The organism is Pseudomonas reactans (genome assembly GCF_013385825.1).
In the GTDB taxonomy this organism is placed as follows: domain Bacteria; phylum Pseudomonadota; class Gammaproteobacteria; order Pseudomonadales; family Pseudomonadaceae; genus Aquipseudomonas; species Aquipseudomonas reactans.
Genome location: NZ_JACAPG010000014.1, coordinates 41,694 through 67,194 on the forward strand (window position 1 = coordinate 41,694; position 25,501 = coordinate 67,194).

The window sequence follows — 25,501 nt, forward strand, 5'->3', positions numbered from 1 at the left end:
CAAAATGATTCGGCGTTCATGCTAGATTCGTCGGGAATGCCTGTCTCGCGTAATTCGGGCGGTAACTATTGCAAAAAGGGCGAAATGATCAAACCACTGAACGAATTTCTCCAGGAAATCAACGAAGGCGATTGGGCGGTCATCAGTTCCGCCACGGACTACCCGGAAAACTGGGTGATCCCCGACCACAGCCACGAAAAGCACCAACTGCTCTACGCCATCGAAGGCGTGATGGTGGTGTACTCGGCGCTCAACCAATGGACGGTGCCGCCCAATCGCGGTATCTGGATGCCCGCCGGGCAGGTGCATTCCCTGCGGTGCGTGGGCACCCTGAAAATGCGCAGCGTGTTTGTGCGCCCGGATCGCTTCCCGAACATGCCGGGCGAGCCGAAGACCGTGAGCATTTCGCCGCTGCTGAGCGAACTGATCAAGGCCTCGGTGAGCCTGAAACCGCCCTACGCCGAGGACTCGCGGGATGCGCGGATCATGCACCTGATCCTCGACGAACTGGCCATCCTGCCGGCCCTGCCACTTTCTTTACCGCAGCCTGCCGACCCGCGCTTGCAGCGCATCTGCCTGGCGTTGCAGGAAGAACCCGGCGATGCCTCCACGGTGGCGCACTGGAGCGAGCGGCTGAACCTGGACCAGAAAACCATCCAGCGCCTGTTTCGCAAGGAAACCGGTATGACCTTCGGCCAGTGGCGCCAGCAGGCGCGGCTGCTGCTGGCCTTGGAGAGGATTGCGGTGGGGGAGAAGGTGATCGATATCGCCCTGGAGCTGGGTTATGAAAGCCCGAGCGCCTTTACCAGCATGTTCAAGAAACAGTTCGGCAAGACGCCGAGTCATTTTTTCAGATAGCGCCGTGCGTGGCAGGGGCGTGCAGGCCCAGCAGGTCGTTGAAGCCATCGACGTCCAGCGGTGGGCTGAGGAAATAGCCCTGGCCCTCTTCACACGCCACGCTCTTGAGCAATGCAAGGTGCTCGGCGGTTTCGATGCCTTCGGCGGTCACCGTCAGGGCCAATGCCCGGCCCAGGCCGACAATCGCCTGGATGATCGCCTTGTCGTCATCGCTTTCTTCCAGGCGGGTCAGGAAGCTGCGGTCGATCTTCAAGCCATCGAAGGGGAACGCCCGCAGGTAGCTCAACGAGGAATAGCCAGTGCCGAAGTCATCCATGGCGATGCGCAGGCCCAAGTGCTTGAGCGTGTGCATGACCTCAAGTGCCCCGCTGGTATCATCGAGCATGACGCTTTCGGTGATTTCCAGTTCCACCCGGGCCGGGTCGATACCGGAGCTCGTCAACGCCTGGCGTGTGCGCTCCACCAGGTTGCCGCGTTTGAACTCGGAGGGTGACAGGTTCACCGATACAAACAGATGCTCCGGCCATTGGGCGGCACGCGTGCAGGCGGTTTCGAGTACCCAGTCGCTCAAGGCCAGAATCAGCCCGGACTCCTCGGCAATCGGGATAAAGGTGTCTGGCGCGATCAACCCACGCACCGGATGCTGCCAGCGCACCAGGGCTTCGGCGCCAACCATCTGCCCGTCGGCGATGCGATAGCGCGGCTGGAAATGCAAGCGCAGCTCGCCGTGCTTGATCCCATAGCGCAGGTCGCTCTCCAGGCGTCGACGTTCGATGATCCGTGCGTTCATGTCGCCGGAGTAGAAGCGCCAGGTATTGCGCCCCGCAGCCTTGGCCTCGTACAGCGCAATGTCAGCGTAGCGCAGCAGCTCCGCGGCCTCGTGGGCATCGTTGGGGGCGATGGCGATACCGATGCTGGCGCTGACAAACACCTCTTGTTCGTCGATTCTGATGGTGCGCTCGATGGATTCGATCAGTCGCTTGCACAGGGCTTCGACTTCATCCTGCGTGCCGGCATCGGTCAGGATCAACACAAATTCATCACCGCCGATACGCGCGACCAGGTCGCCATGGCGTACGCAGTCGGCCAATCGGGACGACACTTCGTTGAGCACCCGATCACCGGCAGCGTGCCCGAGCAGGTCATTGACCGGCTTGAAGCGATCGAGATCCAGGCTGAGCATCACCAGCGGCTGCTCTGAGGTAGGCATGGCCTTGAACTTGCCTTCCAGGAACGCTTGCAGGCGTGTGCGGTTGGGCAGCCCGGTCAGGGCGTCGTGTTGGGACAAGAACTCGATGCGTCGACGGGCTTCGACCTCTTCCGTCACATCGGTGGCGGTGCCGCGAAACCCGCCACAGGGCATCTGCCGCGCGGACAGCCGCGTGCTGCGCTCCAACCCCAGGGCATCGACGTAACGACACTGCACGCTGATGTCCGGGCGACGTCCGGGTGTGCTCAGCCACTGGGACAGCTGGCCGCTTTCGGTCTCCAGCAAGTCGTTTATCGCGGCGCCGATCCAGGCGTTGCGTACCAGCCCGGTGACGCCTTCAAAGCGTTCCGACAGGTAGGTGAAGCGCCAGCCTGCGTCGATTTCCCAGACCCAATCGGAACTGGCCTCGACCACATCGCGAAAGCGGGCTTCGCTGGTGGCCAGGGCCCTCTGGCTGTTCTGCAGCGACGTATGGCTGGCATCCAGGGCCAACGCGGCGGCGGTGGTGCGGCGCGAAATGACCCAGGTCATCAAGCACACCAGCAATGCCGCCAGACCCAGCAGGGGCAGGCCGACCCCCATCAAACGCAAGCCTGGGCGGGCCGGCTCCCAGTGCAGGCTGCCCGCTGCGCCATTGTCGCCGAGGGGGAAGAGCAAGGTCTTGCCGATTTCATCGGGGGTGGCAATGTGCAGTTTGTCCACGCCGAACTCATCGCCGATCACCGCCAGTTTGGCGCTGTCGAGGATGTCGACGAAGATCAGCACCGATGCCGGTCGGCCGTCGGGCAACACCGTGGGGTCGGTACCGGGGGTGATGGCGGCGGCGGCCACCAGTGCAGGGCTGCCACGTACGTTGATAAAGGCCGTGGTGGGCGTTTCATCCTCGGCGCCCGCGCGAGCCTGCTCGAGAATCTCGGTGATGGGCCCGCCGAGCCACTGGGTGAGTTCGACGCTCTGCAACTGGCCGTCCACCACGGCATAGACCGTGCGGTTGGCGTCGTCGACCACAAACAGGCCTTGAAAGCCAAAGTCATCGAACAAGGTGGCGCCGATATTGCCACGGGCAAAGGCCCAATCGGTGTCGACCGTCATATGCAAATGTTTGTAGGCGTCGCTCCAGAAGGCGTAGTCCTTGACCGTTACGCGCAAGGATTTTTCCAGCGACTGCACGGCTTTACGGGTATAGAACGCACTTTCAACCTGTTCGGAGCGGTCCAGTTCATGGGCAAGGTAGACCAGAGAATAGGCCGCGGCGGCAAACACCACGGCCAGCAAGGCCATGAAGCGCAGAAGCGAGGTGCGCGCCAGGGAGAGGCTGGTGCGATCGGAGAGCGAGCGGACGATGGGAGCGAGAGTATTCGGCATTGTTTCCCGCAGGGCGTCACTGCAAGTCAGGGGTATCTCGTGTTATCGGCCGCGCGGGTCAGAAAATGAGTGCTTATGTATCGCCGGTCGTCGTCAAGTTTGCATAGAAAATACAGCCGATCAGCCGTGCAAACAGGCTCAGGGTTTCCGGCAGGTTGGGGTCGTCGAACAGCATGGCGCGCGAGTCCAGCGCACACAACGCACCGTGCAAACGCCCGTCAGGCAGGAAGATCGGCGCACCGGCGTAGCTTTCAATCTCGTATTGCTTGACCACCGGGCGCGTGGCAAAACGGCCGTGTTTGCTGATCTCGGGGATGAACAGCGCCTGGGGATTGATGCAGAACTCGCTGCACAGGGTGGTTTCCAGGTCGAGTACATCGTGGACGTTGATGCCCATTTGCAGCGGGTCGTAGACCGAGCACACCACCCATTCCAGGTCGGTGAACTTGGCGATACCTGCGAAGCGCATGCCGGTGAGGCGGGTGACCAGGTGCAGGATGCTGGTGGTGGCTTCGATTTCGGCGATGGCAGCGCGTTCATCTGCGCTGAGTAACGAGGCTGCGGTGACGCTTGGAACCATGCGTGAACACTCCTATGGGGTGGCGGCCTCGGCCGCCACGCAGGGTCAGGGCTTAGTTGATACGGGGATGCTGCTCGACCAGGTTCTTGCGCTTGGCTTCCAGTTCGGCAATTTCGGCATCGATGTCTTCGATCTTCTGCTCGATATTGTCGTGATGCTCCTGCAGCAGTTCCTTGGCTTCTTCCATGTCCGAAGCGGCCGGCGCTGCGCCGCGCAGTGGCTTGTTGGCGGTTTCCTTCATGGTCAGGCCGGTGATCAGGCCGACCACGGCAAACACCATCAGGTAGTAGGCAGGCATAAACAGGTCGTTGGTGCTTTCCACCAGCCAGGCCACGGCGGTCGGGGTTACGCCGGCGATCAGTACCGACACGTTGAACGCACTGGCCAACGCGCTGTAGCGCAGATGCGTCGGGAACATGGCGGGTAGCGTTGAAGCCATCACGCCGATGAAGAAGTTGAGGATCACGGCGAGGATCAGCAAGCCCGCGAAGATCAGGCCGATCTTGCCGCTGGTGATCAGCATGAACGCCGGAATGGACAGGAACAGCAGGCCGATACTGCCAGCGATGATGAAGGGCTTGCGGCCAATCTTGTCGCTGATGAAGCCAATGAACGGCTGCACGAACAGCATGCCGACCATGATCGCGATGATGATCAGCACGCCGCTGTTTTCTTTGTAGTGCAGGTTGTGCGACAGGTAGCTCGGCATGTAGGTGAGCAACATGTAGTAGGTCACGTTGGTCGCCGCCACGATGCCGATGCAGGTCAACAGGCTGCGCCAGTGCTTGGTCGCCACTTCCTTGAACGAAACTTTCGGGCCATGGGTCAGGCCTTCGCGGTCGCCTTGCTCCATTTTGTCCATGTGCTGCTGGAAGGCTGGAGTCTCTTCCAGCGCATGACGCAGGTACAGGCCGATAATGCCCAGGGGCAGGGCAAGGAAGAACGGCAGGCGCCAGCCCCACGACTCAAAGTCGGCTTCGCCCAAAATGCTTGAGATCAGCACCACCACGCCCGCGCCCAGTACGAAACCGGCGATGGAGCCGAAATCCAGCCAACTGCCGAGGAAGCCGCGTTTGCGGTCCGGCGCATACTCGGCGACGAAGATCGACGCGCCGGTGTACTCACCGCCCACCGAGAAACCCTGGGCCATTTTGCACAGCAACAGCAAAATCGGCGCCCAGATGCCAATCGAGGCGTAGGAGGGGATCAGGCCGATGGCAAAAGTGCTCAGCGACATGATCACGATGGTCGCGGCGAGGACCTTTTGCCGTCCGTATTTATCGCCCAGTGCGCCGAAGAACAAACCACCCAGGGGACGGATCAGGAACGGCACCGAGAACGTGCCGAGTGCAGCGATCATTTGTACGCTGGGCGAGGCGTCGGGGAAGAACACCTTGCCGAGCACATAGGCGACAAAACCGTAGACGCCAAAGTCGAACCATTCCATGGCGTTACCCAGGGCGGCGGCGGTAATTGCCTTGCGCACCTTGGTGTCGTCGACGATGGTGATGTCTTTCAATCCGATGGGCTTGACGCTTTTCTTACGTAATTTCATGCGGGGCACTCTAAAGCAGAACAGGGGAGGTGCCATCGTTGCGATGGCACCGCTCTGTCAGTTCAGATACAAGCGGACATGAAATAATTCACCTCTATTTGCGTTTTTTTGCACATGCATTGAACTTCACAGGTTTACCCAGGAGAAAACCGAATGCCCGCTGCCGCCTCCCGCCTGACCTACCGACCACCACAACCGAGTGACATGCAGCGATTGTTCGCGATCTACGGCGATCCGCAGACCAACCTGTTCAACCCCGCCGGCCCCATGGCCAGCCTGGAGGTTGCACAACGCCTGCTCGATCACTGGCTCGAACAATGGGCTACCCAAGGCTACGGCTGGTGGGCGATTGCACGCGTCGAAGCACCGGATTACATCATTGGCTTTGGTGGCATCGCGCCGATGGACTACCTGACCGAAAGACGCATCAACCTGGGTTACCGGTTTGCGGTGCAAGCCTGGGGGCAGGGCTACGCCACCGAGTTGGGCCGTGATGCATTAAAGCTGGCCTTCGAAACACTCGGCTTGCCCGAAGTGTTCGGGTTGGTACGGCCGGATCACGCGGCATCCATCCGCGTGCTGGAAAAGATCGGCATGCAGCCTTTCGGTACACTCGACGATGTGCCGGGTAAGGCACCCAGCTTGGTACTACGCGTTCGTCATCCTACAACTGCTTTTGCCTGACATTTCACATACCCGCGCAATACCTCGATAAACGGCAATCTTTCAGATTGACAGCGTTCTGGCGTCCCGATATAAAAGTGACAGTTGTACGACGACATATGACGTTACATATGTCCTACCTAACAAAAATAAAAAGTGATGCCATGAACTTGAACGAGCCCATCAACGCACACCGCGTTGGCCAAGCTGTAGGCAACTATCGCTGGACCATCTGCGCGATGCTGTTTTTCGCGACCACCGTCAACTACCTTGATCGCCAGGTGCTCAGCTTGCTGGCGCCGCAGCTGTCAACGCAATTTGGCTGGAGCAACACCGACTACGCGAACATTGCGGCGGTATTCCAGTTTGTCTACGCGATCTCCATGCTGTTTGCCGGGCGTTTTGTCGACAAGATCGGCACCAAGGCGGCCTATATAGTGGCGATTGGCATCTGGTCCACGGGCGCGATCATGCATGCGTTCTCGGTGCCCATGGGCGAGGGCATCGCAGCCATCAGCGGTGCAATTGGCCTGGCAGTGATTCCGGTGTCGATTGCCGGTTTCATGCTGTCGCGTGCGGTACTGGCGATTGGCGAGGCGGGCAACTTCCCGATTGCGATCAAGGCCACCGCCGAATACTTCCCCAAGAAAGAGCGCTCGCTGGCCACCGGTATTTTCAACTCCGGCGCCAACGTCGGCGCGATCCTGGCACCGATCTGCGTGCCGTTGATTGCCGGTTTGTGGGGGTGGGAAGCGGCGTTTATCGTGATTGGCGGGTTGGGTTTCGTGTGGGTAGCGGTGTGGATCGCGCTCTACAAGAAACCGGAGGAGCAAAAACGCCTGTCGCCTGAAGAATTGGCGTATATCCGCAGCGACCAGACCGTGCAGCCTTTCACACCTGCACCTGCTGGCGCCGTGGAGAAGAAAGTTTCGTGGTTCAAGCTGCTCACTTATCGCCAGACCTGGGCGTTTGCCTTCGGCAAGTTCATGACCGATGGCGTGTGGTGGTTCTTCCTGTTCTGGTTGCCCACCTACCTGTCGGCGCAATACGGCATGAAAGGCGCCGATATCGTCATGCCGCTGGCGGTGCTGTACAGCATGACCATGGTCGGCAGTATCGGCGGCGGCTGGTTCCCCAGCTACTTCATGGCACGCGGCGATGCGCCCTATGATGGCCGCATGAAAGCCATGCTGGTGATCGCGCTGTTCCCGCTGGTGGTGTTGCTGGCGCAGCCATTGGGCTATATCAGCTTCTGGGTGCCGGTATTGCTGATCGGCGTGGGCGCCTCGGCGCACCAGGCGTGGTCATGCAACATCTTCACCACGGTGTCGGACATGTTCCCGCAGAAAACCGTGGCCTCGGTGGTCGGGATCGGCGGCATGGCCGGCGGCCTGGGGGGCGTGGTCATGACCAAGATCGGCGGTTGGGTGTTCGACTACTACAAGTCCGTCGGCGACATCCACACCGGCTACATGATCATGTTCGCCATCTGCGCACTGGCCTACCTGGTGGCCTGGAGCGTGATGAAGACGTTGGTGCCGCGTCACAAGGAAATCACTGACCTGTAAGGTCTTATGTCCCGCGCCGCAACGGCGCGGGACCGCTTTACAGCGTGAGCGCCCAGGTCTGGCTGACCAGGGATTTGCCGAAGCTGTCTATCGTCTCTTCCTCGACCAACGCGAACCCGGCCTTCTGATAGAGCTTGCGTGCATCGCCGAGGATGTCCACCGTCCACAGTTGCATGCGTTGGTAGCCGACCTGCCGGGCAAAGCGCACACACTCATCCACCAGCCGTTGGCCGATGCCCATGCCGCGCGCACTAGCGTCCACGTAGAGCATGCGCAGCTGGGCTGTGGTTTCGCCGTGGCGGATGACGAACACCGAGCCCACCACTTCGCCGTCCTTTTCCGCGATCCAGCAACGCTCGCACGTCGGATCAAACGCCCTCAGGTACTTGGCGACCGTCTCCGCCACCAATGCTTCGAACTCCCAGTTCCAGCCATATTCACGGGCATACAACGCGGTCTGTTGTTGCACCACCACGCCCATGTCGCCTGGCTGTGGGTCGCGTAGCAGATAGCTGGGCGCGGTGCCTTGCAGCAGGGCCTGGATGCGCTTCATGGCATCGGTGAGTTGCCGCTGTTGGGGTTCCGGCAGGCTGTCGAGCAGGGCGATGACTTCGCTTTGGGTCTGCTGTTCCAGGGGCGCCAGCACTGCACGGCCATGGTCGGTGAGGTGCAGTTGCACTGCGCGGGCGTCGGTGGCGGAGCGGACTTTCTGGATCAGGCCCTTCTTTTCGAAACCACTGGTCAATCGGCTCAGGTAGCCCGCGTCAAGGCTGAGCATCTGGCACAGGTCGGCGCTGGTGAGATCACCACGGGTAGACAGTTCGTACATCACGCGGATTTCGGTGAGCGAATAGTCGCTCTGCAGCAGGTGTTCCTGCAGCACGCCGATCTGGTGGGTGTAGAAGCGATTGAAGCCGCGCACGATGCCGGCGCGTTCGACAAGCAGGGGAGTGGACATGCGGGAATGCTCGAATGGTTGCCTGAAGCAATTATATTGTTGCTTCAGGCAACCATGTCAAACACTTTGCTTAGCGGTTACGCGTCACCCGCCAAAGGGTATTGGCCAGGTCATCAGCAATGATCAGCGCACCTTTCGGGTCCACCGTCACACCGACCGGGCGCCCACGGGTCTTGCCGTCGTCACCGCGAAAACCCGTCGCAAAGTCGATCGGCTCACCGGACGGCTTGCCGTTGCTGAACGGCACGAAGATCACCTTGTAGCCCACCGGGTTGTCGCGGTTCCAACTGCCGTGCTCACCGACAAACACGCCGTCAGCGAACTGCTCGCCCATTTGCGGGATGGAGAAGTCCACGCCAAGTGCTGCCACATGGGAACCCAGGCTGTAATCCGGCTTGATCGCGGCGGCGACCTTGGCCGGGTTCTGCGGTTGGGCGCGCGGGTCGACATTCTGGCCCCAGTAGCTGTAGGGCCAGCCATAAAACGCGCCTTCACGCACCGAGGTCAGGTAGTCCGGCACCAGGTCGGGGCCCAGTTCGTCGCGTTCGTTGACCACGGTCCAGAGTTGCCCGGTGTCCGGCTGGATCGTCAGTGCCGTCGGGTTGCGCAGGCCTGTTGCATAAGGCTTGTGTGCGCCAGTGGCGGCGTCGATCTGCCAGACCATTGCGCGGTCGATCTCCACTTCCATGCCACGTTCGGTAACGTTGCTGTTGGAGCCGATGCCCACGTAAAGCTGGCTGCCGTCGGCACTCACCGCCAGGGACTTGGTCCAGTGGTGGTTGATCTGTGCCGGCAGGTCGGTGACCTTGGTGGGCGGGCCAGCGGCCTTGGTCTGGCCGTCGGCGTAGTCGAAACTCACCAGCGCATCCTGGTTGGCTACGTAGAGCTTGTCGTTGGCAAACGCCAGGCCGTACGGCGCGTTGAGGTTTTCGGCGAACACCGTCTTGAGTTCATAGGTGCCGTCACCGTCGGCGTCACGCAGCAAGGTCAGGCGGTTGCCGCCCTTGACCTTGGTGTTGCCTTCAGCCTTGATCAGGCTGGCGATCACATCCTTGGGCTTGAGCTTGGCCGCGCTGCCGCCACGGCCTTCGGCGACGAGGATGTCACCGTTGGGCAGCACCAGGGTCTGACGCGGGATCGCAAGGTCAGTGGCAATCGCCGTGACGCTGTAGCCTTGCGGCACCTTGGGTTTCTGATCGCCCCAGGGCGCGGGCTCGGCAATCTTCATGCTCGGCAACAGGCTGCTTTGTTGTTCCGGCAGCTTGGGATCGGGGCCGCGGGCCTGGGTCTTGTCGCCTTCACCCCCGCAGGCGGTCAGCAGCAGGGCAGCGCTCAACAGCGTCAGTGTGCTCGACGTTTTCATTTAACACCTCCCGCGCGCAGGCCGGTCCAGGTGGCCGCCAGCGTCAGCAGCAAGACAATCGCCGACAGGATCAGGCCGCCAGGCATCGACGCGTAGGCGTCTTTGGCGTGTTGGAAGGCATTGACCAGGCCGAGGATCCAGGTGGCCAACAACAGCAGCACATAACGCGTGGGTTGCCCGGCCTTGCGCTCGGCACGGAGCAGGTTGACCAGCGCAAACAAAAACGCGAAGCCGGCGAACACCAACGCGCCGGCAATCAGCCAGGCGGAGAAGTTGGCCCATTGAATCTGGTAGGTCTGGGTGTAGGCAATGTCGCTGAGCAAGGCACCGAGAAACAACGGCACGGTGCCGGCGAGCAAGGTCGCATGCAGCGGCCCTGGGCCGTATCGGTAGACGGGAAGGGTAGTCATGGGGTGGCGGCTCCTTGTTGTATAACGCCCCTGGACGGGGCAGCGCATAGGAAGTGAACGCGTCGCGTGTGAGAAAGTTCAGCGTGAAACGTTTCGAAATAGTGGGAACCCTCTAGGGCCGCCCCGGCCTAACACGGTATCATCCCGTCCTTTTCTCTCGTCAGGCGCCTCCATGACCCACCCTCGCATCGGCTTTGCGTGCCAGTACCAACATCCCGAGCGCCTACTGTCCGCCAGTGCCTTGAAGTTGATTGAAGGCCCGTTCAACCCGCGCACCACCACGTTGCGCTGGATGGACAGCGTCACGCCGCAAGTGGCCCGCGACAAGCTGGTGGAAGTGGTCACGCACAACCTGGCCGCCCAGTTGCGCCTGTTGGCTTACGTGACCGAGTTACCGCCGACCTTGCGCATGTTGCGCCTGAGCAGCGATCTGCTGCCGTTCTACAGCCACCCGAAGGTTGCCGCGGTGTATAAAGACCCGGCCATCGAGCGCCAGTTGGTGGAAGGGTTCGCCGCCATCGGCGAGTTGGCGCGCGCGTCGGATATCCGCCTGTCGTTCCACCCCGGCCAGTATTGCGTGCTTGGTTCGGAGAACCCCGGCGTGGTGGAGAACAGCCTGGCCGAGTTCGAATACCACGCCGACATGATCCGCATGATGGGTTACGGCCGTCGCTTCCAGGACCTCAAGTGCAACGTGCACATCGCTGGTCGCCTTGGCGTGGAAGGCACCCGCGCGGTGTGGTCGCGCCTGTCGGAGGTGGCGCGCAACTGCATCACTTTCGAGAACGATGAGAAAACCTACGGCCTCGACCATTGCCTGCAAGTCGCTGACCTGGCGCCGGTGGTATTGGACATCCACCACTGCTGGATCAACGAAAACGACTATATCGACCCCCATTCGGAACGCGTCGCCCGTGTGATTGAAAGCTGGCGCGGCGTGCGCCCGACCATGCATTACTCGCAGCCCCAGGAAGTCTTGCAGGAACTGGGTTTCGACGCCGAACACAAGCTGGAAATGGACGCGCTGTTGCAGGTGGTGTCCAAGCGCGATCTCTACGCTCACAGTGTGCAGATGTGGAACCGCTGGACCAATGACTACGCGCTGCAGTTCCTCGATCGCTTCGACATCATGCTTGAAGCCAAAGGCAAGAACGTCGCCTCGCTGGCGTTCTACGAACACTGGAAGCGGCAAAGTGCCTGAATCGCGTCAGCCTTTGCCAGACAGAGGGATTACCAGGGACAGCCACATGTTCCAGCCGTCCGGGCGGTTTTTGGCATCGAATTCGTAGTAGCCCTTGATATTGGCGTACCACAGTTCATCACCCACCTTGAAGAAGTGCCCCGCCTGGGGCCCAATCCCGGCCACGCGGGACTTGAAGTCCCCCAGCACCGCGCCGCTGCCACTGTCGCCGGTCACCTGGCGGAAGTAATAACCCACCAGCCCGGCGTGGGTCTGTGCGGTAAAGAAGTGCGAGGCGCTGAGGTCGATGTGCGCGTCGATGCCGTTCTGGTAGTGGGTGTCGCGGTTTTCCCAGTTATAGGTCACGCCCGCCACGGCGGAGAACTCGTTGGTCTTGTCAAAAAAGGTGTAGCCGCCGCCCGCGTCCAGGGCGGCATGGCCCAGGCCGATATTGACCAGGCGATCCGGGTCATAGGCGCCCACGGGTAGGTTGCCCATGGAATAAGCCATGAAGTTGTGCACGCCGTGGTTCCACTTCAGCGTTCCGAGCAGATACAGATCGCTGGCACCTTTGAGGGCATCGTTGGTACCGCCCGAAAACGAGCGCCCGCGTGGGCCGGTCACCGTGGCGTCGACACTCGCCTCGGAACGCCCCACGGCCGCCACCGCCGAAATCGCCGCCTGGGCACCGCCCAATACCGGCGTGGCGAAGGTGTAGGTCGGGCTGGCAAACAACAGGTCGGCCTTGGCATCCAGCCCCACCACCGTGCGCCCGCCCCGCGGGGTGGCCGAGTGTCGGCCGTCGCTGGCATTCACATGGTAGTAGACCAGCGGCAGGCTCCAGCCCGGCGTGGTCGGCGCAGCGGCAAGGGCGCCGAACTGGCCGGGCAGCCAGAAGCTGATACCGCCGTCGTCGGCCTGCGCCATCGCGATAGGCAGCAGGGTGAGCAGGCTTAAAACGCGGGTCGTTGGGTTCATAGGACTTCCTATCCAATTGGCCATACTGTGCGTGCTGTCGGGGGCCGCTTGAGCATAGTCCAAGTATTGAAGGTCGTTGCGCCCTCAGCCCCTTGCCCGTCATGCTTGTCGGTCTTTCTCAAGGAAACAGTGCCCCGTGAATTCATCGCAACCTACTGGAGTCGACGCCCAAGGATGTGTCCTGGCCGAGACCGATTTGCCCCTGCAGCCTGAGTTTCAGCCGTTGCTCAGCGATGTCTGTGCGACCCTTTCACCGGCGCAGTGGGGGCTGGACGGCATTTATGTGTATGGCAGTGTCGCCAGGGGAGAGGCCATTTCCGCTGAGTCCGATCTGGATCTCACGTTGGTATTTCGTGAACCGCCTCAAGCCGAGTTGCTTGAACAGTTGGAACTGACGCGCCTGGCCCTTGAACAGCGGCATCCGGAAGTCACGAAGGTCGACTTCGATATCGGTCATTGCGCGCAGGTGCTGTCACCCGAGAACAAAGATCGTTGGGGTTTTTGGCTCAAACACCATTGTCGTTGTGTATGGGGCAATGATCTTTCGGTGCGTTTCGACGCGTTCCGCCCATCCCGTGAGATTGCCTGGGCGCTGAACGGTGACTTTGAAGCGGTGCTCGTGGGCTATCTCTTGCGCATCGAGCAAGCCGGTGCTGATGAAGCGCGTCTGCGTTTGCAGCGTGAAGCATCGCGCAAGCTGGTGCGCTCAACGCTGCTGTTTTGCCCGGTGCAGGCTTTGATGTGGCCGCAATCGCTTGAGGACTACGTCAAGCTGTTCCTCCAGCATTACCCGGCGATGGTTGCCCAACTCGCGTTCTTTTTGTTCGAGGCACGCAACCCCGGCGCGGAGGGCGAGAAATTTTCTACTCGGCTTCAAGCCTTTCTCGACTGGATGGTTTCCCAGCAAAAATAGATAGGTATATTGGCGCTAAACCGCTGATCGCATACGCCAAGCCTATGGAAACGCCATGATCAACTTCCGCCTTATCCGCCACCTCTGGCTGTTCCTCGCCGTCGCTGAAGAACAAAACTTCGGCCGCGCCGCCAAGCGCCTGGGCATGTCGCAGCCGCCGTTGAGCGAGCAGATCCAGGTGCTGGAGCAGGCGCTCAAGGTCCAGCTATTCGAACGCTCCCGGCGGGGCGCCAAGTTGACCCCGGTGGGCGCGGCGATCCTGCCGGCGGTACGCAAGTTCGCCGAGCAGCTTGAGCGCCTGGAACTCGCGGTCGAAGAAGCAGTGGCGGGCCAGTCGGGGATGCTCACCATCGGCGCGATTTCCACGGCGATGTTCGATGTGTTGCCGGGCCTGATCGACCAACTCAAGCAGCAATACCCGCACCTCACTGTGTCGGTGCGCGAGATCGACAGCGTAGAGGCGCTGCCGGCGCTGGAAGCCGGGGATATCGACCTGGCCTTCGCCCGGCTGGACGGCGACCTCGGCCCGGCAATCCAGTCGTTGCCGGTGAGGGAAGATCGCTTGATGGTGGCGTTGCCGAGCGATCATCCATTGGCCGCACGTTCACGCATCAGCCTGTCGAGCCTGGCCAGCGAGCCGCTGGTGATGTTTTCGCGCAAGGTCAGCCCGGTGTATTTCGACAACCTGATCGCCACCTGCCGCGCCAGCGGCTTCTCGCCACGGGTGCTGCATGAAGTGCGCTCGGTAGCCTCGCAGATTGCGTTCGTCAGCTGCGGCCAGGGCATTGCGCTGGTGCCGGCGTCGTTGAAAAAACTCGCGCCGGACAACGTGGTGCTACGGCCGCTGACCCAGAAACTCAATGTGGTCACCACGGCGGTGGCCTGGAACAGTGAGCGACCCAACCCCCTGGTGACCGAGTTGGTCGCGCAGTTCCAGGCTCATACGATTGGCGTATGACAAGCTTCCGTTATCCGTCATTTACACCGCGCGGCTAACCGCTGAAATTGGCGCCTTTTTGGCCAAGGAACTCTTGCATGTCGTTCGTTCATTCCTTCATTCCATTGACCGTAGACGGCACCGCTGTGGAGATAGCGGCGATCCACCGCGACGGCGAGCGGGCGCCCATCCTGTTCCTGCACGGGTTCGGCTCGACCAAGGAGGACTACGCCGATATCGTCCTGCACCCGGCGTTCGACGGGCATGCCTTCATCGCCTACGACGCCCCCGGCTGCGGTGAAAGCCAATGCGCCGACCTGGCGAGCATCAATATCCCATTCCTGCTCGAAACCGCCTTGCAGGTGCTTGCGCAGTTCAAGATCGAACGCTTCCATCTGGTCGGCCATTCCATGGGCGGTCTCACCGCCTTGATGTTGGCGCATCGCTTTGCGGATCGCGTGCTGAGCTTCACCGATATTGAAGGCAATATCGCCCCCGAAGACTGCTTTCTCAGCCGCCAGATCGTGGATTTCCCGGCAGAGGATTCCGAGGCGTTTTTCAGCGCGTTCATCGCGCGCACTCGTCAGGCACCCGCGTATGCCAGCGCGCTTTACTCGGCAAGCCTGCGCCACAAGGTGCGTGCCGGTGCCGTGCGCGGGATCTTCCAGTCGATGGTCGAACTCTCTGACAACGCCGACCTGATGGGCAAGTTCCTCGGGCTGCCGTGCCCCAAGATGTTCATGTACGGCGAGCAGAATGCCGGGCTGTCCTACCTGGCGCACATCCAGGCCAACGGCGTGCGCCTGGCGCCGATTGCCCAGTGTGGGCATTTCCCGATGTATTCCAACCCGGTCGGGATGTGGCAGGCAATCGCCGACTTCCTCAGGACTTGAACCGCCCCACCAATCCATTCAACTCATCCGACAGGTTTGACAGCCGCCCCGAATCGTCCTGCGCTGAATTGGCCAGGCTTTCCACCAGGCGCGCCTCGTCGTAGATCTGTTGGATATGCCGGTTGATCTCTTCGGCCACGCTGTGTTGTTCCTCGGCGGCTGCGGAGATCTGCAGGTTCTGGTCGCGGATCTCGTTGACCGAGGTCTGGATCCCTTCAAAGCTGTCCCGCGCGTTTTCGATGGACGACACACTGGCCTTCGACAGGTCCAGGCAACTGCCCATTTTTTGCGTGACTTCCTGGGTCTTGTTTTCCAGGGTGCCGAGCAGTTGCTCGATCTCGCCGGTGGAGTCGGAGGTGCGCTTGGCCAGTGCGCGCACTTCGTCGGCTACCACCGCAAAACCACGGCCTTGATCACCCGCACGGGCGGCTTCGATGGCGGCGTTGAGCGCCAACAAGTTGGTCTGTTCGGCAATCGCACGGATGGTGCCGAGGATCTGGTTGATGCTGCGGCTGCCGGCTTCCAGTTCGACCATGGCCTGGGATGACTCAGTCAGGCGGCGCCCCAGGCGGTTGACGTTGTCGGTGGTCACTTCGATCTGCTGCTTGCCCTCGGCCACGCGCCGGTGCCCGTTTTCGGCGGATTGCGCCGCGCCACTGCAGGAGCGTGCGACTTCGTTGGCAGTGGCGACCATTTCATTGAACGCCGTAGACACCAGTTCTACCGCCTCACGCTGGCGCCCGGCCGCATCGTTCATGTTGTGCGCCACCTCGCTGTTGACCCTGGAGGCGTTCTGCAAGTTGGCCGAGGCCGCGCCGATGTGCTGGATCAGTTGGCGGATCGCCGTAAGAAACTTGTTGAACCAGCCGGCCAGTTCGGCGGTTTCATCCTTGCCCTGGACCTGCAGTTCGTGGCGCAAGTCGCCTTCGCCCTGGGCGATGGACTGCAAGCCGGTGCTGACCTGGCCGATAGGCTTGACGATGACCTTGGAAAACGCCGCCGCGATCAGCCCGAAGATCAGCACCAGCACCGCGACGATGACGGCGGTGAGGTAGGTCATGCGTGTGGCTTCGGCCATGACTTCACGGTGTTCGATCAGCCCGATGTAGCGCCAGCCGAGGCCGGGGGAGGTCCACACGTTGGCCATGTAGCGTACGCCGTCGATCACCACTTCAGTGGAGCCCTGTGCAGTGTCGGCCAACTGTGCATAGGCTGTGCCCAGGTCTTTGAGCGGCTTGAAGTTGTGGGCGGCGTTGCGCGGGTCGACCAGCACCACGCCGTCCTCGATCAGCATCACGTAGCCACTTTCGCCGAGCTTGATGCTCTTGAGCAGTTCGGTGAGGTTTTTCAGTGAGACGCTGACCACGAACACGCCCTTGGCCTTGCCGTTTTCCAGCAGGGCGCGCGCGGTGCCCACCAGGGCGACGTCGTCTTTGTCGTAGTAATACGCGGGGGTGCGCACGGTCTTGCCGGGGCTGGCCATGGCCGCCTTGTACCAGGGGCGGGTGCGCGGGTCGTACTTGGCCAGTTGCGGGTCATCCGGCCATTTGGCGTAGGTGCCGTCTTCGAGGCCGATGGACAGGATGGCAGCCGCCGGGTGTGTGGCGCCAAAGCGCGCGAAGCGATCGATCACCGCTTGCACTTCGGCGGGCATGGGCTGGTTGGCCGCGTCGGCGGGCTGGTAGTTTTTCAGCGTGTTCACGGAGGTGTATACAGAATCGGTGGCCATTTGATCGACGTTTTGCAAGGTGCCGTCGAAGAACTGGCGGATGTTGCCATCAATCTGGCGGATTTCCCGGGTGCTGCCGTCGATAAACTGATCCACCGCCTGGGTCCGTGTGTTCATGACCGAAATCACGGCCACCAGGCTTACCGGGATGAAAGCAACGGAGACAAATGCGAGTACCAGCTTATTTTTTATTTTCATCGAGACGACCATCAGCGTGAAGGGCGGCCAAATCGTCGCGCACCTCGATCAGGGTCGCGGCGATTTGCTATCACTGCTGTTTCGGCCCGGTTCCGGTAAATCTTTAGGGTTTTTTGTACACAATACAAAGTGCTTATTGTTCTGTATCCAATCAATACACATCACGCAGATAACGCTTCTGCTCACTTAACTGCCGCCAGTACTCCACTGCACCCTCGACGCCAAGCCCGCCGTGGGTTTGCGCGACTTGGCGCAGGGCCTGGTCGACATCTTTGGCCATGTGGCTGGCGTCACCGCAGATGTACAGCCTGGCGCCATCCTGCAACCAGCGCCACAGCTCGGCCCCCTGTTCGCGGATGCGGTCCTGCACGTAGACCTTCTGCGCCTGGTCGCGCGAGAACGCAAGGCTCAAGTGGTTGAGCAGGCCGTCGCGCTGCATGCCTTGCAGTTCGTCCTGATAGTAGAAGTCGCTGGCGGCGTGCTGTTCGCCGAAGAACAGCCAGTTGCGCCCCTGATGACCCAGCGCGCGACGTTCCTGCAAGAACGCGCGAAAGGGCGCGATACCGGTGCCGGGCCCGATCATGATCATCGGCACGTCGCCGTCAGTCGGCGTGCGAAAGTGCTTGGACGGCTGCACGAACAGCGGCACTTCGCCGTCGCCGACCCGGTCAGCCAGGAACGTCGAGGACACACCCTTGCGCTTGCCATAGCGCACGGCAGCCACGGTGAGATGCACTTCCTGCGGATAGGCCTTGGCACTCGAAGCGATTGAATACAAGCGTGGTTGCAAGCGCTTGAGGGTGCCCAGTAATTCATCCGCCTTGCACTCGATGGGGTAGGCCTGCAGCACATCCGCCAGTTGCCTGCCCCACAGCCAGTCATTCAGTTCGGCCTTGTGTTCGGGGTTGAGCAAGTGCTTGAGGCCAGGGTTGGTGCTGCGCTCGGCGATGAAGGCCAAGGTGTCGCTGCTGGGCCGGGCGATTTCGAAGTGCTGGGTCAAGGCCTGTTGCAGCGGCACATCGCCGAAGGTGTCGATGTTCACGCTGGTCTGGGCGTTCAGGCGGGTGAGGTCGAGCAGTTCGTTGACCAGTTCGGGACAGTTGCGCGGCCGCACGCCCAGCGCATCGCCGGCTTCGTAGGTCAGCCCGGAGTCGGCCAGGTCCAGGGCGAACTGACGGGTTTCCTTGTGGACGCTTTGCGGATTCAGGTGTCGGTTGAGCAGCAGGCGTGAGCCGTACAGCTTGGTTTTTCCGGCGGGGGTGGCGGGCGCGACTGGCTTTGCCGGGGCGAGGGTTTGCTGGAAACGCACCAGCCACGCATCAGCCAGCGCTTCGAATTCGGTGTCGCAGTCGACGCGTTCCAGCAGGCGGGTGGCGCCCAGTTCCGACAGGCGTTGGTCGAGTTGCTTGCCGTGGTTGCAGAACTGGTCATAGTTCGGATCACCCAGGGCCAGCACTGCGAAGCGCAAGGACTCCAGGCGCGTCTCGGCGGTGCTGAGGCTGTGCCAGAAACCTTCGCCATTGTCCGGTGGGTCGCCGTCGCCAAAGGTGCTGCTGATCAGCGCCAGGGTGTGGGTGCTCGCCAGTTTGCTCGCCGGGAAATCCGACATCGCGCTCAGTTCCACGGCAATGCCCGCGTCGCGCAGGCGCTGGGCAAAACGCTCGGCCAGGGCTTCGGCGTTGCCGGTTTGCGAGGCCCACAACAAGGTGACGGCTGGGGAGGACGCTGCGAGGGATTGCGTATGGCTGAACAAACCGCCGAGCAAACCGTTCAACCACAGCCGCGACGCATCGGCCAGCGGCGCATTCGCGGGCATTGTCGGCACGCCGACGGCCTGGCGCGCGGCGTTGGACTGCAGGCCGCTGAGAAAGCCGGCGAGGTAGGTGCGCTCATTCTCGCTCAAGGGGGGCGCGGGTAAGTTGCGGATGCCGGCGATTTCGGCGAAGGCGTCGAGGCGCGACATGGCGGTGTCCTCTGCTACGGGGGAAGGGAGGTCCAGGAATTGGTGGTCGATCAGCTCGACGCGGGTCAGGGCGACGGCGCAGTACTTGAACTCCGGCTGTAAGGAAATCGGGTCCACCGCGTCGTTGGTCACTGCGTTGATGGCCAGGTTTTCACCGAACACATCGTTCCAGTGGAACGGCGCAAAACAATTGCCTGGCCGCACACGGTCGGTGACCACGGCGGGCAGCACGGCGCTGCCGCGCTGGGAGCGTATTTCGACTCGATCCTTGTCCTTGATACCCAAGCGGCTCGCGTCTTCGGGGTGTAATTCCACAAAGGGGCCGGGGTTGAGTTTATTCAGGGTCGCAACCTTGCCGGTCTTGGTCAGGGTGTGCCATTGGTGCTGCACACGGCCGGTGTTGAGCACGAAGGGGAACGCGTCTTCCGGCATTTCTGCGGGCGGCATATGCGGGCGGGCGAAGAACTGGGCTTTGCCGTTTTCGGTGGCGAAGGCGAGGGTGCCTGTGCCCAGGTAGCGGATCGGATTGCGGTCAGCGCCATGCTCCGATGCGCAAGGCCATTGCAGCGGCTGCTCACGCAGGCGCGGGTAGCTCGCGCCACGCAGGTCGTAGCCGGTCTTGGGGTTCCAGGCGCGTTTGATTTCTTCAAACACGTCGGCGGCGGATGCATAGGTGAACGCATCGGCAAAGCCCATTTCGCAGGCGACCCTGGCGATGATCTGCCAGTCGGGCAGGGTCTCGCCGGGCGCGTCCACGGCTTTTTGCATCAGGGTCAGGTTGCGCTCGGAGTTGATCATCACCCCTTCGGCCTCGGCCCACAGCGCGCCGGGCAACAGGATGTCGGCGTAGCGGTTGGTCTCGGTGTCGAGAAAAGCATCCTGGGTGATCACCAGTTCGGCGGTTTGCAGGCCTTTGATCACGGTCTGCCGGTTAGGCACGCTGGCGACCGGGTTGGTGCAGATGATCCAGCAGGCCTTGATCTGCCCGGCAGCCATTTGCTCGAACATTGCCACGGTGCCGCTGCCAGCCTGGCGCGGCAGGCTGTCGTGGGGGATCTGCCACAACTCTTCGATAAAGGCGCGGTCGGCCTCGACCAGCACCGAACGTTGCCCCGGCAGCCCAGGGCCCATGTAACCCATTTCGCGCCCGCCCATGGCGTTGGGTTGACCCGTGAGGGAAAACGGCCCGCTGCCCGGCCGGCAGAGGGCGCCAGTGGCCAGGTGCAGGTTGCACAGCGCGTTGGTGTGCCAGGTGCCGTGGGTGCTCTGGTTGAGGCCCATGGTCCAGCAACTCATCCACTCGGCGGCCTGGCCGATCCAGTCGGCGGCTTGGAGGATATCGGCTTCGGCCAGGCCGGTGATGGCGGCGACTTGATCTGGCGAATAGTCCTCGAGGAATTCCGGCATCGCCTCCCAGCCTTCGGTAAAGGCGGCGATAAAGGCAGGGTCGGTGTGGCCGTTTTTGACCAGCAGGTGCAGCAGACCATTGAGCAACGCCAGGTCGGTGCCGGGTTTGATCGGCAGGAATAGGTGGGCCTTGTCCGCCGTGGCACTGCGCCGGGGGTCGACCACGATCAGCTTCGCCCCGGCCTTGACCCGGTCCATCATGCGCAGGAACAGGATCGGGTGACAGTCAGCCATGTTCGCGCCGATCACGAAGAACAGGTCGGCGCGATCGAAGTCTTCATAAGACCCCGGCGGGCCGTCGGAGCCGAGGGAAAGTTTGTAGCCACTGCCGGCGCTGGCCATGCACAGCCGCGAGTTGGACTCGATGTTGGGGGTGCGGACGAAGCCCTTGGCCAATTTGTTGATCAGGTACTGGGACTCCAGTGACATCTGCCCGGACACGTAGAAAGCCAAGGCGTCCGGGCCGTGCGTGTCGAGGGTGTGACGCAGGCGGTGCGCGGTTTCGCGGATGGCGTTGTCCATGCCGATGCGCACCGGGTCATTCTGTCGGGCCTGGCGTACATAGGCGTTTTCCATGCGCCCGGACTCGGCGATGGCTTGCCCGCAGGTGGTGCCCTTGGTGCACAGGCGGCCAAAGTTGGTGGGGTGGGCTTTGTCGCCGATCACCTTGACCACTTTATTGTCTTGCACCTGCATGACGATGCCGCAGCCCACGCCACAATAAGGACACACACTGCGTATGCTTTGGTTGGCCATCTGAAACCTGCGTAAACAAAAAAGGCGCCTTGCAACCCTCCGTTCAGAACGGGGATTACACGGCGCCTTTGTCGTGAGAGGGCAGTCAGCGTTGACTGCTTGGTTGGGGTGTTCCTAGCAAGTCACGCGCCAGGTTTCACCGCCCTCCTGTAGGAGCCAGCTTGCTCGCGAAAATCCTCAACGATGACGCGGGTTGCCTGGTGTTGTGCGTCGTTCTTGGGTTTTTCGCGAGCAAGCTCGCTCCTACAGGGGATGTGCACATTTATGAAGCGCGGCGCACCAGTTGGAGGCGCTGGGGGAGTGTTTTGGGATGCTTAATGGATGCCAGCAGCGTTGCTGCGGGGAGTCCGACGGCTTGGCACAGACCCTGCAAGCTCCCCCATAACCCACTTCGGTCAACGACGATCGACACAGGGGCAATAGCGGAGAATCCGGCGCAGTCGCCTGATCCGAACCCGCATAAGAACAGGCAAAGACGCCTGGAACCGCAAGGTTTCAGGCGTTTTTTTTTGCTTTTTTAAACCGTGATGAGCCTTGTCGGGTGCTTACTATGAACCAACTCAAAACCTTGATCGTCGTCGGCAATGGCATGGTCGGCCACCACTGTGTGGCGCAATTGATCGAGCTTGGCGCGCTGGATCACTACCGTTTGCATGTATTCAGCGAAGAGCCGATGCGCGCCTACGACCGCGTGCACCTGTCCGAATATTTCACTGGCCGCGATGCTGAGTCACTGGCCTTGTCCGACGCCGAGCTATACCAGACGCCAGGTGTCACCCTGCACCTCGGCATACCGGTGCTGGAGATCGACCGCGCCCGCTGCGAGGTGATCACCGCTGAGGGCTGCGTCGCCTATGACAAGCTGGTGTTGGCCACCGGCTCCTATCCGTTTGTGCCACCTATCGAAGGCGCCGAAGGCGATTCGCGGTTGGTATATCGCACCCTTGAGGACTTGGACGCAATTCGTAAGGCCGCCGCCAATGCGAAACGCGGCGTGGTAGTGGGCGGTGGCCTGTTAGGCCTGGAAGCCGCCAACGCCCTGAAAAGCCTCGGCCTTGAGGCCCATGTGGTGGAATTCGCGCCGCGCTTGATGCCGGTGCAACTCGACGACTTTGGCGGCCTGGCACTCAAGGCGCAGATCGAACGGCTGGGCGTGGGCGTGCATTTGTCGCGCGCCACCCAATCCATCAGCGCGGGCGAGCAGTACCGCTACCGCATGAATTTTGCCAATGACGAGTTCCTTGAAACTGACCTGATCGTGTTCTCCGCCGGTATCCGCGCCCAGGATGCACTGGCCCGCCAGGCCGGCCTGGACATCGGTCCGCGTGGCGGTGTGGTGATCAATGACGAATGCCTGAGTTGCGACCCAAACATCTACGCAATTGGCGAATGCGCGTCCTGGAACGGCAGCCTGTTCGGCCTGGTCGCGCCGGGTTACCAGATGGCCCGTGGCGTTGCCGCGCTGCTGTGCGCGCAAACCGCCGAGCCGTTTGTGGGTGCCGACATGTCGACCAAACTCAAGTTGCTCGGCGTCGACGTAGGCTCCATCGGCGACGCCCATGCCCACACGCCGGGCGCACGCAGCTACCAGTTCATCGACGAAGCCAGCGCCAGCTACCGGCGCCTGGTGGTGGATGCGTCGGGCAAACATGTGATCGGCGCCGTCTTGGTGGGCGACAACAGCTACTACGACACGCTGCTGCAATACATGCAGAACAACATCACGCTGCCGTCCGAGCCCGCCAGCCTGATTCTGCCGTCGTCCAGCGGCGCACCGACCCTTGGCCCCGGCGCGCTGCCGGAATCGGCCACCGTCTGCTCCTGCCACAACGTGAACAAGGGCGCGATCTGCTCGGCCATCGACGGCGGCTGCAGCGACCTCGGCCTGCTCAAAGCCCAGACCAAGGCCTGCACCGGTTGCGGCGGCTGCGCTGGCTTGCTCAAGCAGGTGTTCGAGCATGAGCTGATCGCCCGTGGCGTCAGCGTCGACAAGAGCCTGTGCGAACACTTCGCCTACACCCGGCAGGAGTTGTACGCCCTGGTGCGCGTGGAAGGCATCCTCACCTTCGACGAACTGCTGGCCAAACACGGCCGTGGCCACATCGGCTGTGACGTGTGCAAGCCGGCGGTGGGCTCGATCCTGGCATCGTGCTGGAACCAGCCGATCATGGATGCGTCCCTGGTGCCGTTGCAGGACACCAACGATACGTTCATGGCCAACATGCAGAAGAACGGCACCTACTCGGTGGTGCCGCGTATTCCAGGCGGCGAAATCACCGCGGATAAACTCATCGTGATCGGCGAGGTCGCGAAGAAATACGACCTCTACACCAAGATCACCGGTGGCCAGCGCATCGACCTGTTTGGTGCACAACTGCACGAACTGCCGGATATCTGGAGCGAACTGATTGCTGCCGGGTTTGAAACCGGGCACGCCTACGGCAAATCCACGCGTACGGTGAAATCCTGCGTGGGCAGCACCTGGTGCCGTTACGGCGTGCAGGACAGCGTGAAAATGGCGCTGTTGATCGAGGACCGCTACAAGGGCCTGCGCTCGCCGCACAAGCTCAAGTTCGCAGTGTCCGGCTGTACCCGTGAATGCGCCGAAGCCCAGAGCAAGGACGTCGGCGTGATCGCCACCGAGAAGGGCTGGAACCTCTACATCGCCGGCAACGGCGGCATGCGCCCACGCCATGCGGAGCTGTTCGCCACTGACCTGGACGACGCCACGCTGATCCGCTACATCGACCGCTTCCTGATGTTCTACATCCGCACCGCCGACAAACTGCAACGTACCTCGGTCTGGCGCGAAAGCCTCGAAGGCGGCCTGGATTTCCTCAAGGACGTGATCCTGCACGACAGCCTGGGCCTCGGCGCAGAATTGGAAGCGCAGATGCAACAGGTGGTGGACCGCTACGAATGCGAATGGGCCAACGCCCTCGCAGACCCGGAAAAACTCAAGCGCTTTCGCACCTTCGTCAACGACAAACGCCCCGACCCGGACATCCACTTCGTCCAGGAGCGCGGCCAACGCCGGCCGATCATGGCCGCCGAACTCAACCTGATTCCCGTCACCGAGGAGATTGCCTGATGAGCCAAGCCAATACGCAACGCAACCTGGCCACCTGGAAAGGTGTGTGCAGCGAGACCGACCTGGTGAGCAATTCCGGCGTGGTGGTGTGGCTGGACGGCGCGCAAGTGGCGCTGTTCTACCTGCCGGGTGCGCAGGACCAGACGTTGTTTGCGATCGACAACCATGACCCGGAATCCGGCGCGAATGTGATCGGACGCGGCTTGGTCGGTAGCATCAAGGGTGACTTGGTGGTGGCGGCGCCGATCTACAAACAGCATTACCGGCTCGAGGATGGGCAGTGCCTGGAGGCGCCTGATCAGCGATTGCGGGTGTGGCCGGTGCGGTTGAACGCTGGGGTGGTGGAATTGGCATTGGATTGATGCTGTGTGGCAAGCGGGCTTGCCCCGCTTGCCACAGGAAACGTGCATGGCCTTAGGAAATGCCCTTCGTCGCACGCACCGAGTCATCCTTGATATCCTCGGCAAACTTGCGCATCAGCCGCACCAGATTGTCGAAGTCGCCTTCATCCCAGGTGGAGAAGATCGACACACCGATCCTTTCCCGCGCGTCGTCGACGCGGTCAGTCATGGCTTTGCCTTTCTCGGTAATCACCGACTCGCGTACGCGGCGGTCGACTGCGCTTGCCTGGCGCAGAACCAAGCCCAGGCTTTCCAGCTTGGCCACCTGCCGGCTCACGGTGGTGTAGTCACGGCCCACGCGGTCAGCCAGTTCGACCACGCCGATCGGACCCAACCTTTCCACCAGCACCAGCAGCGGAAACAGGGCGCGATCCAGTGAAATCCCGGCTTCGCGCACCATCGCTTCGTCGCGCTGCGGGCGGTTCATCACCCCCACGATCTCAACCAATGAACCATGCAGGTCACGCAGTTGGGCGGATATATGTGCGTTTTGCACATTTTTAATTGACACGGTGTTCGCCTCTC

The 25,501-nt window shown here is 61.7% G+C and carries 19 protein-coding genes and 1 pseudogene; 9 read left to right on the forward strand and 11 right to left on the reverse strand.

Translation table 11 applies throughout. The features are described 5' to 3' along the window. The first annotated feature begins 36 nt into the window (after positions 1-36). The gene (locus HX868_RS16710) at positions 37-858 is read left to right on the forward strand and encodes an AraC family transcriptional regulator (RefSeq protein WP_177003626.1); all 822 of its coding nucleotides are present in this window, start codon (positions 37-39) and stop codon (positions 856-858) included. On the opposite strand, the gene HX868_RS16715 is transcribed toward HX868_RS16710, so the two are convergent. The 3 genes from HX868_RS16715 to proP all read right to left on the reverse strand — a co-directional run bounded on the left by HX868_RS16715 (position 851) and on the right by proP (position 5,568). Continuing rightward, positions 851-3,433 carry a bifunctional diguanylate cyclase/phosphodiesterase gene (locus HX868_RS16715; RefSeq protein ID WP_177003627.1) on the reverse strand — a complete coding sequence of 861 codons (2,583 nt, stop codon included), beginning with the start codon at positions 3,431-3,433 and terminating at the stop codon, positions 851-853. The genes HX868_RS16710 and HX868_RS16715 overlap by 8 nt on opposite strands. A 73-nt stretch (positions 3,434-3,506) precedes the next feature. Next, complete coding sequence (locus HX868_RS16720; RefSeq protein WP_177003628.1) at positions 3,507-4,013, reverse strand: GAF domain-containing protein; 507 nt, start codon at positions 4,011-4,013, stop codon at positions 3,507-3,509. 52 nt (positions 4,014-4,065) lie between these two features. Then, complete coding sequence (gene proP / locus HX868_RS16725) at positions 4,066-5,568, reverse strand: glycine betaine/L-proline transporter ProP (protein ID WP_038849597.1); 1,503 nt, start codon at positions 5,566-5,568, stop codon at positions 4,066-4,068. Positions 5,569-5,721: 153 nt separating this feature from the next. Here proP and HX868_RS16730 point away from each other — a divergent pair, with 153 nt between their 5' ends. Together HX868_RS16730 and HX868_RS16735 are read left to right on the forward strand one after the other, a co-directional pair. Continuing rightward, positions 5,722-6,252 carry a GNAT family N-acetyltransferase gene (locus HX868_RS16730; RefSeq protein ID WP_177003629.1) on the forward strand — a complete coding sequence of 177 codons (531 nt, stop codon included), beginning with the start codon at positions 5,722-5,724 and terminating at the stop codon, positions 6,250-6,252. Positions 6,253-6,395: 143 nt separating this feature from the next. After that, the gene (locus HX868_RS16735) at positions 6,396-7,799 is read left to right on the forward strand and encodes an MFS transporter (RefSeq protein ID WP_095016455.1); all 1,404 of its coding nucleotides are present in this window, start codon (positions 6,396-6,398) and stop codon (positions 7,797-7,799) included. A gap of 37 nt (positions 7,800-7,836) precedes the next feature. On the opposite strand, the gene HX868_RS16740 is transcribed toward HX868_RS16735, so the two are convergent. From HX868_RS16740 to HX868_RS16750, 3 genes are all read right to left on the reverse strand, one after another. After that, positions 7,837-8,757, reverse strand: coding sequence for a bifunctional helix-turn-helix transcriptional regulator/GNAT family N-acetyltransferase (locus tag HX868_RS16740; RefSeq protein ID WP_177003630.1), 921 nt, complete (start codon positions 8,755-8,757; stop codon positions 7,837-7,839). A 70-nt stretch (positions 8,758-8,827) separates the two neighbouring features. After that, on the reverse strand, positions 8,828-10,120 hold the full coding sequence (locus HX868_RS16745) for a PQQ-dependent sugar dehydrogenase (RefSeq protein ID WP_177003631.1): 1,293 nt from the start codon (positions 10,118-10,120) through the stop codon (positions 8,828-8,830). Continuing rightward, positions 10,117-10,530 (reverse strand): DUF2231 domain-containing protein, encoded by a 414-nt coding sequence (locus HX868_RS16750; RefSeq protein ID WP_177003632.1) that lies wholly within the window; start codon positions 10,528-10,530, stop codon positions 10,117-10,119. Before HX868_RS16750 ends, HX868_RS16745 begins: the two co-directional genes overlap by 4 nt. 172 nt (positions 10,531-10,702) lie before the next feature. On the opposite strand from HX868_RS16750, the gene HX868_RS16755 reads away from it, so the two are divergent. Further along, the gene (locus tag HX868_RS16755) at positions 10,703-11,731 is read left to right on the forward strand and encodes an apurinic/apyrimidinic endonuclease family protein (protein ID WP_177003633.1); all 1,029 of its coding nucleotides are present in this window, start codon (positions 10,703-10,705) and stop codon (positions 11,729-11,731) included. 6 nt (positions 11,732-11,737) lie between these two features. Here the strand turns inward: HX868_RS16755 and HX868_RS16760 are convergent, their stop codons facing one another. After that, positions 11,738-12,688, reverse strand: a complete 951-nt coding sequence (locus tag HX868_RS16760; RefSeq protein WP_016979971.1) for a SphA family protein — start codon at positions 12,686-12,688, stop codon at positions 11,738-11,740. A gap of 136 nt (positions 12,689-12,824) precedes the next feature. On the opposite strand from HX868_RS16760, the gene HX868_RS16765 reads away from it, so the two are divergent. The 3 genes from HX868_RS16765 to HX868_RS16775 all read left to right on the forward strand — a co-directional run bounded on the left by HX868_RS16765 (position 12,825) and on the right by HX868_RS16775 (position 15,431). After that, positions 12,825-13,601, forward strand: coding sequence for a nucleotidyltransferase domain-containing protein (locus tag HX868_RS16765; RefSeq protein WP_177003634.1), 777 nt, complete (start codon positions 12,825-12,827; stop codon positions 13,599-13,601). A gap of 55 nt (positions 13,602-13,656) precedes the next feature. Next, positions 13,657-14,559: a LysR family transcriptional regulator gene (locus tag HX868_RS16770; protein ID WP_016979969.1), complete on the forward strand. Its 903-nt coding sequence runs from the start codon at positions 13,657-13,659 to the stop codon at positions 14,557-14,559. 77 nt (positions 14,560-14,636) lie between these two features. After that, positions 14,637-15,431, forward strand: coding sequence for an alpha/beta fold hydrolase (locus HX868_RS16775; RefSeq protein WP_177003635.1), 795 nt, complete (start codon positions 14,637-14,639; stop codon positions 15,429-15,431). Here HX868_RS16775 and HX868_RS31240 read toward each other — a convergent pair. From HX868_RS31240 to HX868_RS16785, 3 genes and pseudogenes are all read right to left on the reverse strand, one after another. Next, positions 15,421-16,188, reverse strand: a complete 768-nt coding sequence (locus HX868_RS31240; protein WP_425504230.1) for a methyl-accepting chemotaxis protein — start codon at positions 16,186-16,188, stop codon at positions 15,421-15,423. The genes HX868_RS16775 and HX868_RS31240 overlap by 11 nt on opposite strands. 87 nt (positions 16,189-16,275) lie before the next feature. Next, positions 16,276-17,370 (reverse strand): annotated as a pseudogene (locus HX868_RS31245) (cache domain-containing protein); the annotation flags it as partial. Between the two features lie 139 nt (positions 17,371-17,509). After that, positions 17,510-21,484, reverse strand: coding sequence for a bifunctional nitrate reductase/sulfite reductase flavoprotein subunit alpha (locus tag HX868_RS16785; protein WP_177003637.1), 3,975 nt, complete (start codon positions 21,482-21,484; stop codon positions 17,510-17,512). A 550-nt stretch (positions 21,485-22,034) separates the two neighbouring features. Between HX868_RS16785 and nirB the strand changes: the two genes are divergently transcribed. Further along, positions 22,035-24,575 (forward strand): nitrite reductase large subunit NirB, encoded by a 2,541-nt coding sequence (nirB, locus tag HX868_RS16790; RefSeq protein ID WP_177003638.1) that lies wholly within the window; start codon positions 22,035-22,037, stop codon positions 24,573-24,575. Continuing rightward, complete coding sequence (gene nirD, locus HX868_RS16795) at positions 24,575-24,937, forward strand: nitrite reductase small subunit NirD (RefSeq protein ID WP_177003639.1); 363 nt, start codon at positions 24,575-24,577, stop codon at positions 24,935-24,937. Before nirB ends, nirD begins: the two co-directional genes overlap by 1 nt. Before the next feature lie 52 nt (positions 24,938-24,989). On the opposite strand, the gene HX868_RS16800 is transcribed toward nirD, so the two are convergent. Then, positions 24,990-25,487: a MarR family winged helix-turn-helix transcriptional regulator gene (locus HX868_RS16800; protein ID WP_038849624.1), complete on the reverse strand. Its 498-nt coding sequence runs from the start codon at positions 25,485-25,487 to the stop codon at positions 24,990-24,992. Positions 25,488-25,501 lie beyond the last annotated feature (14 nt).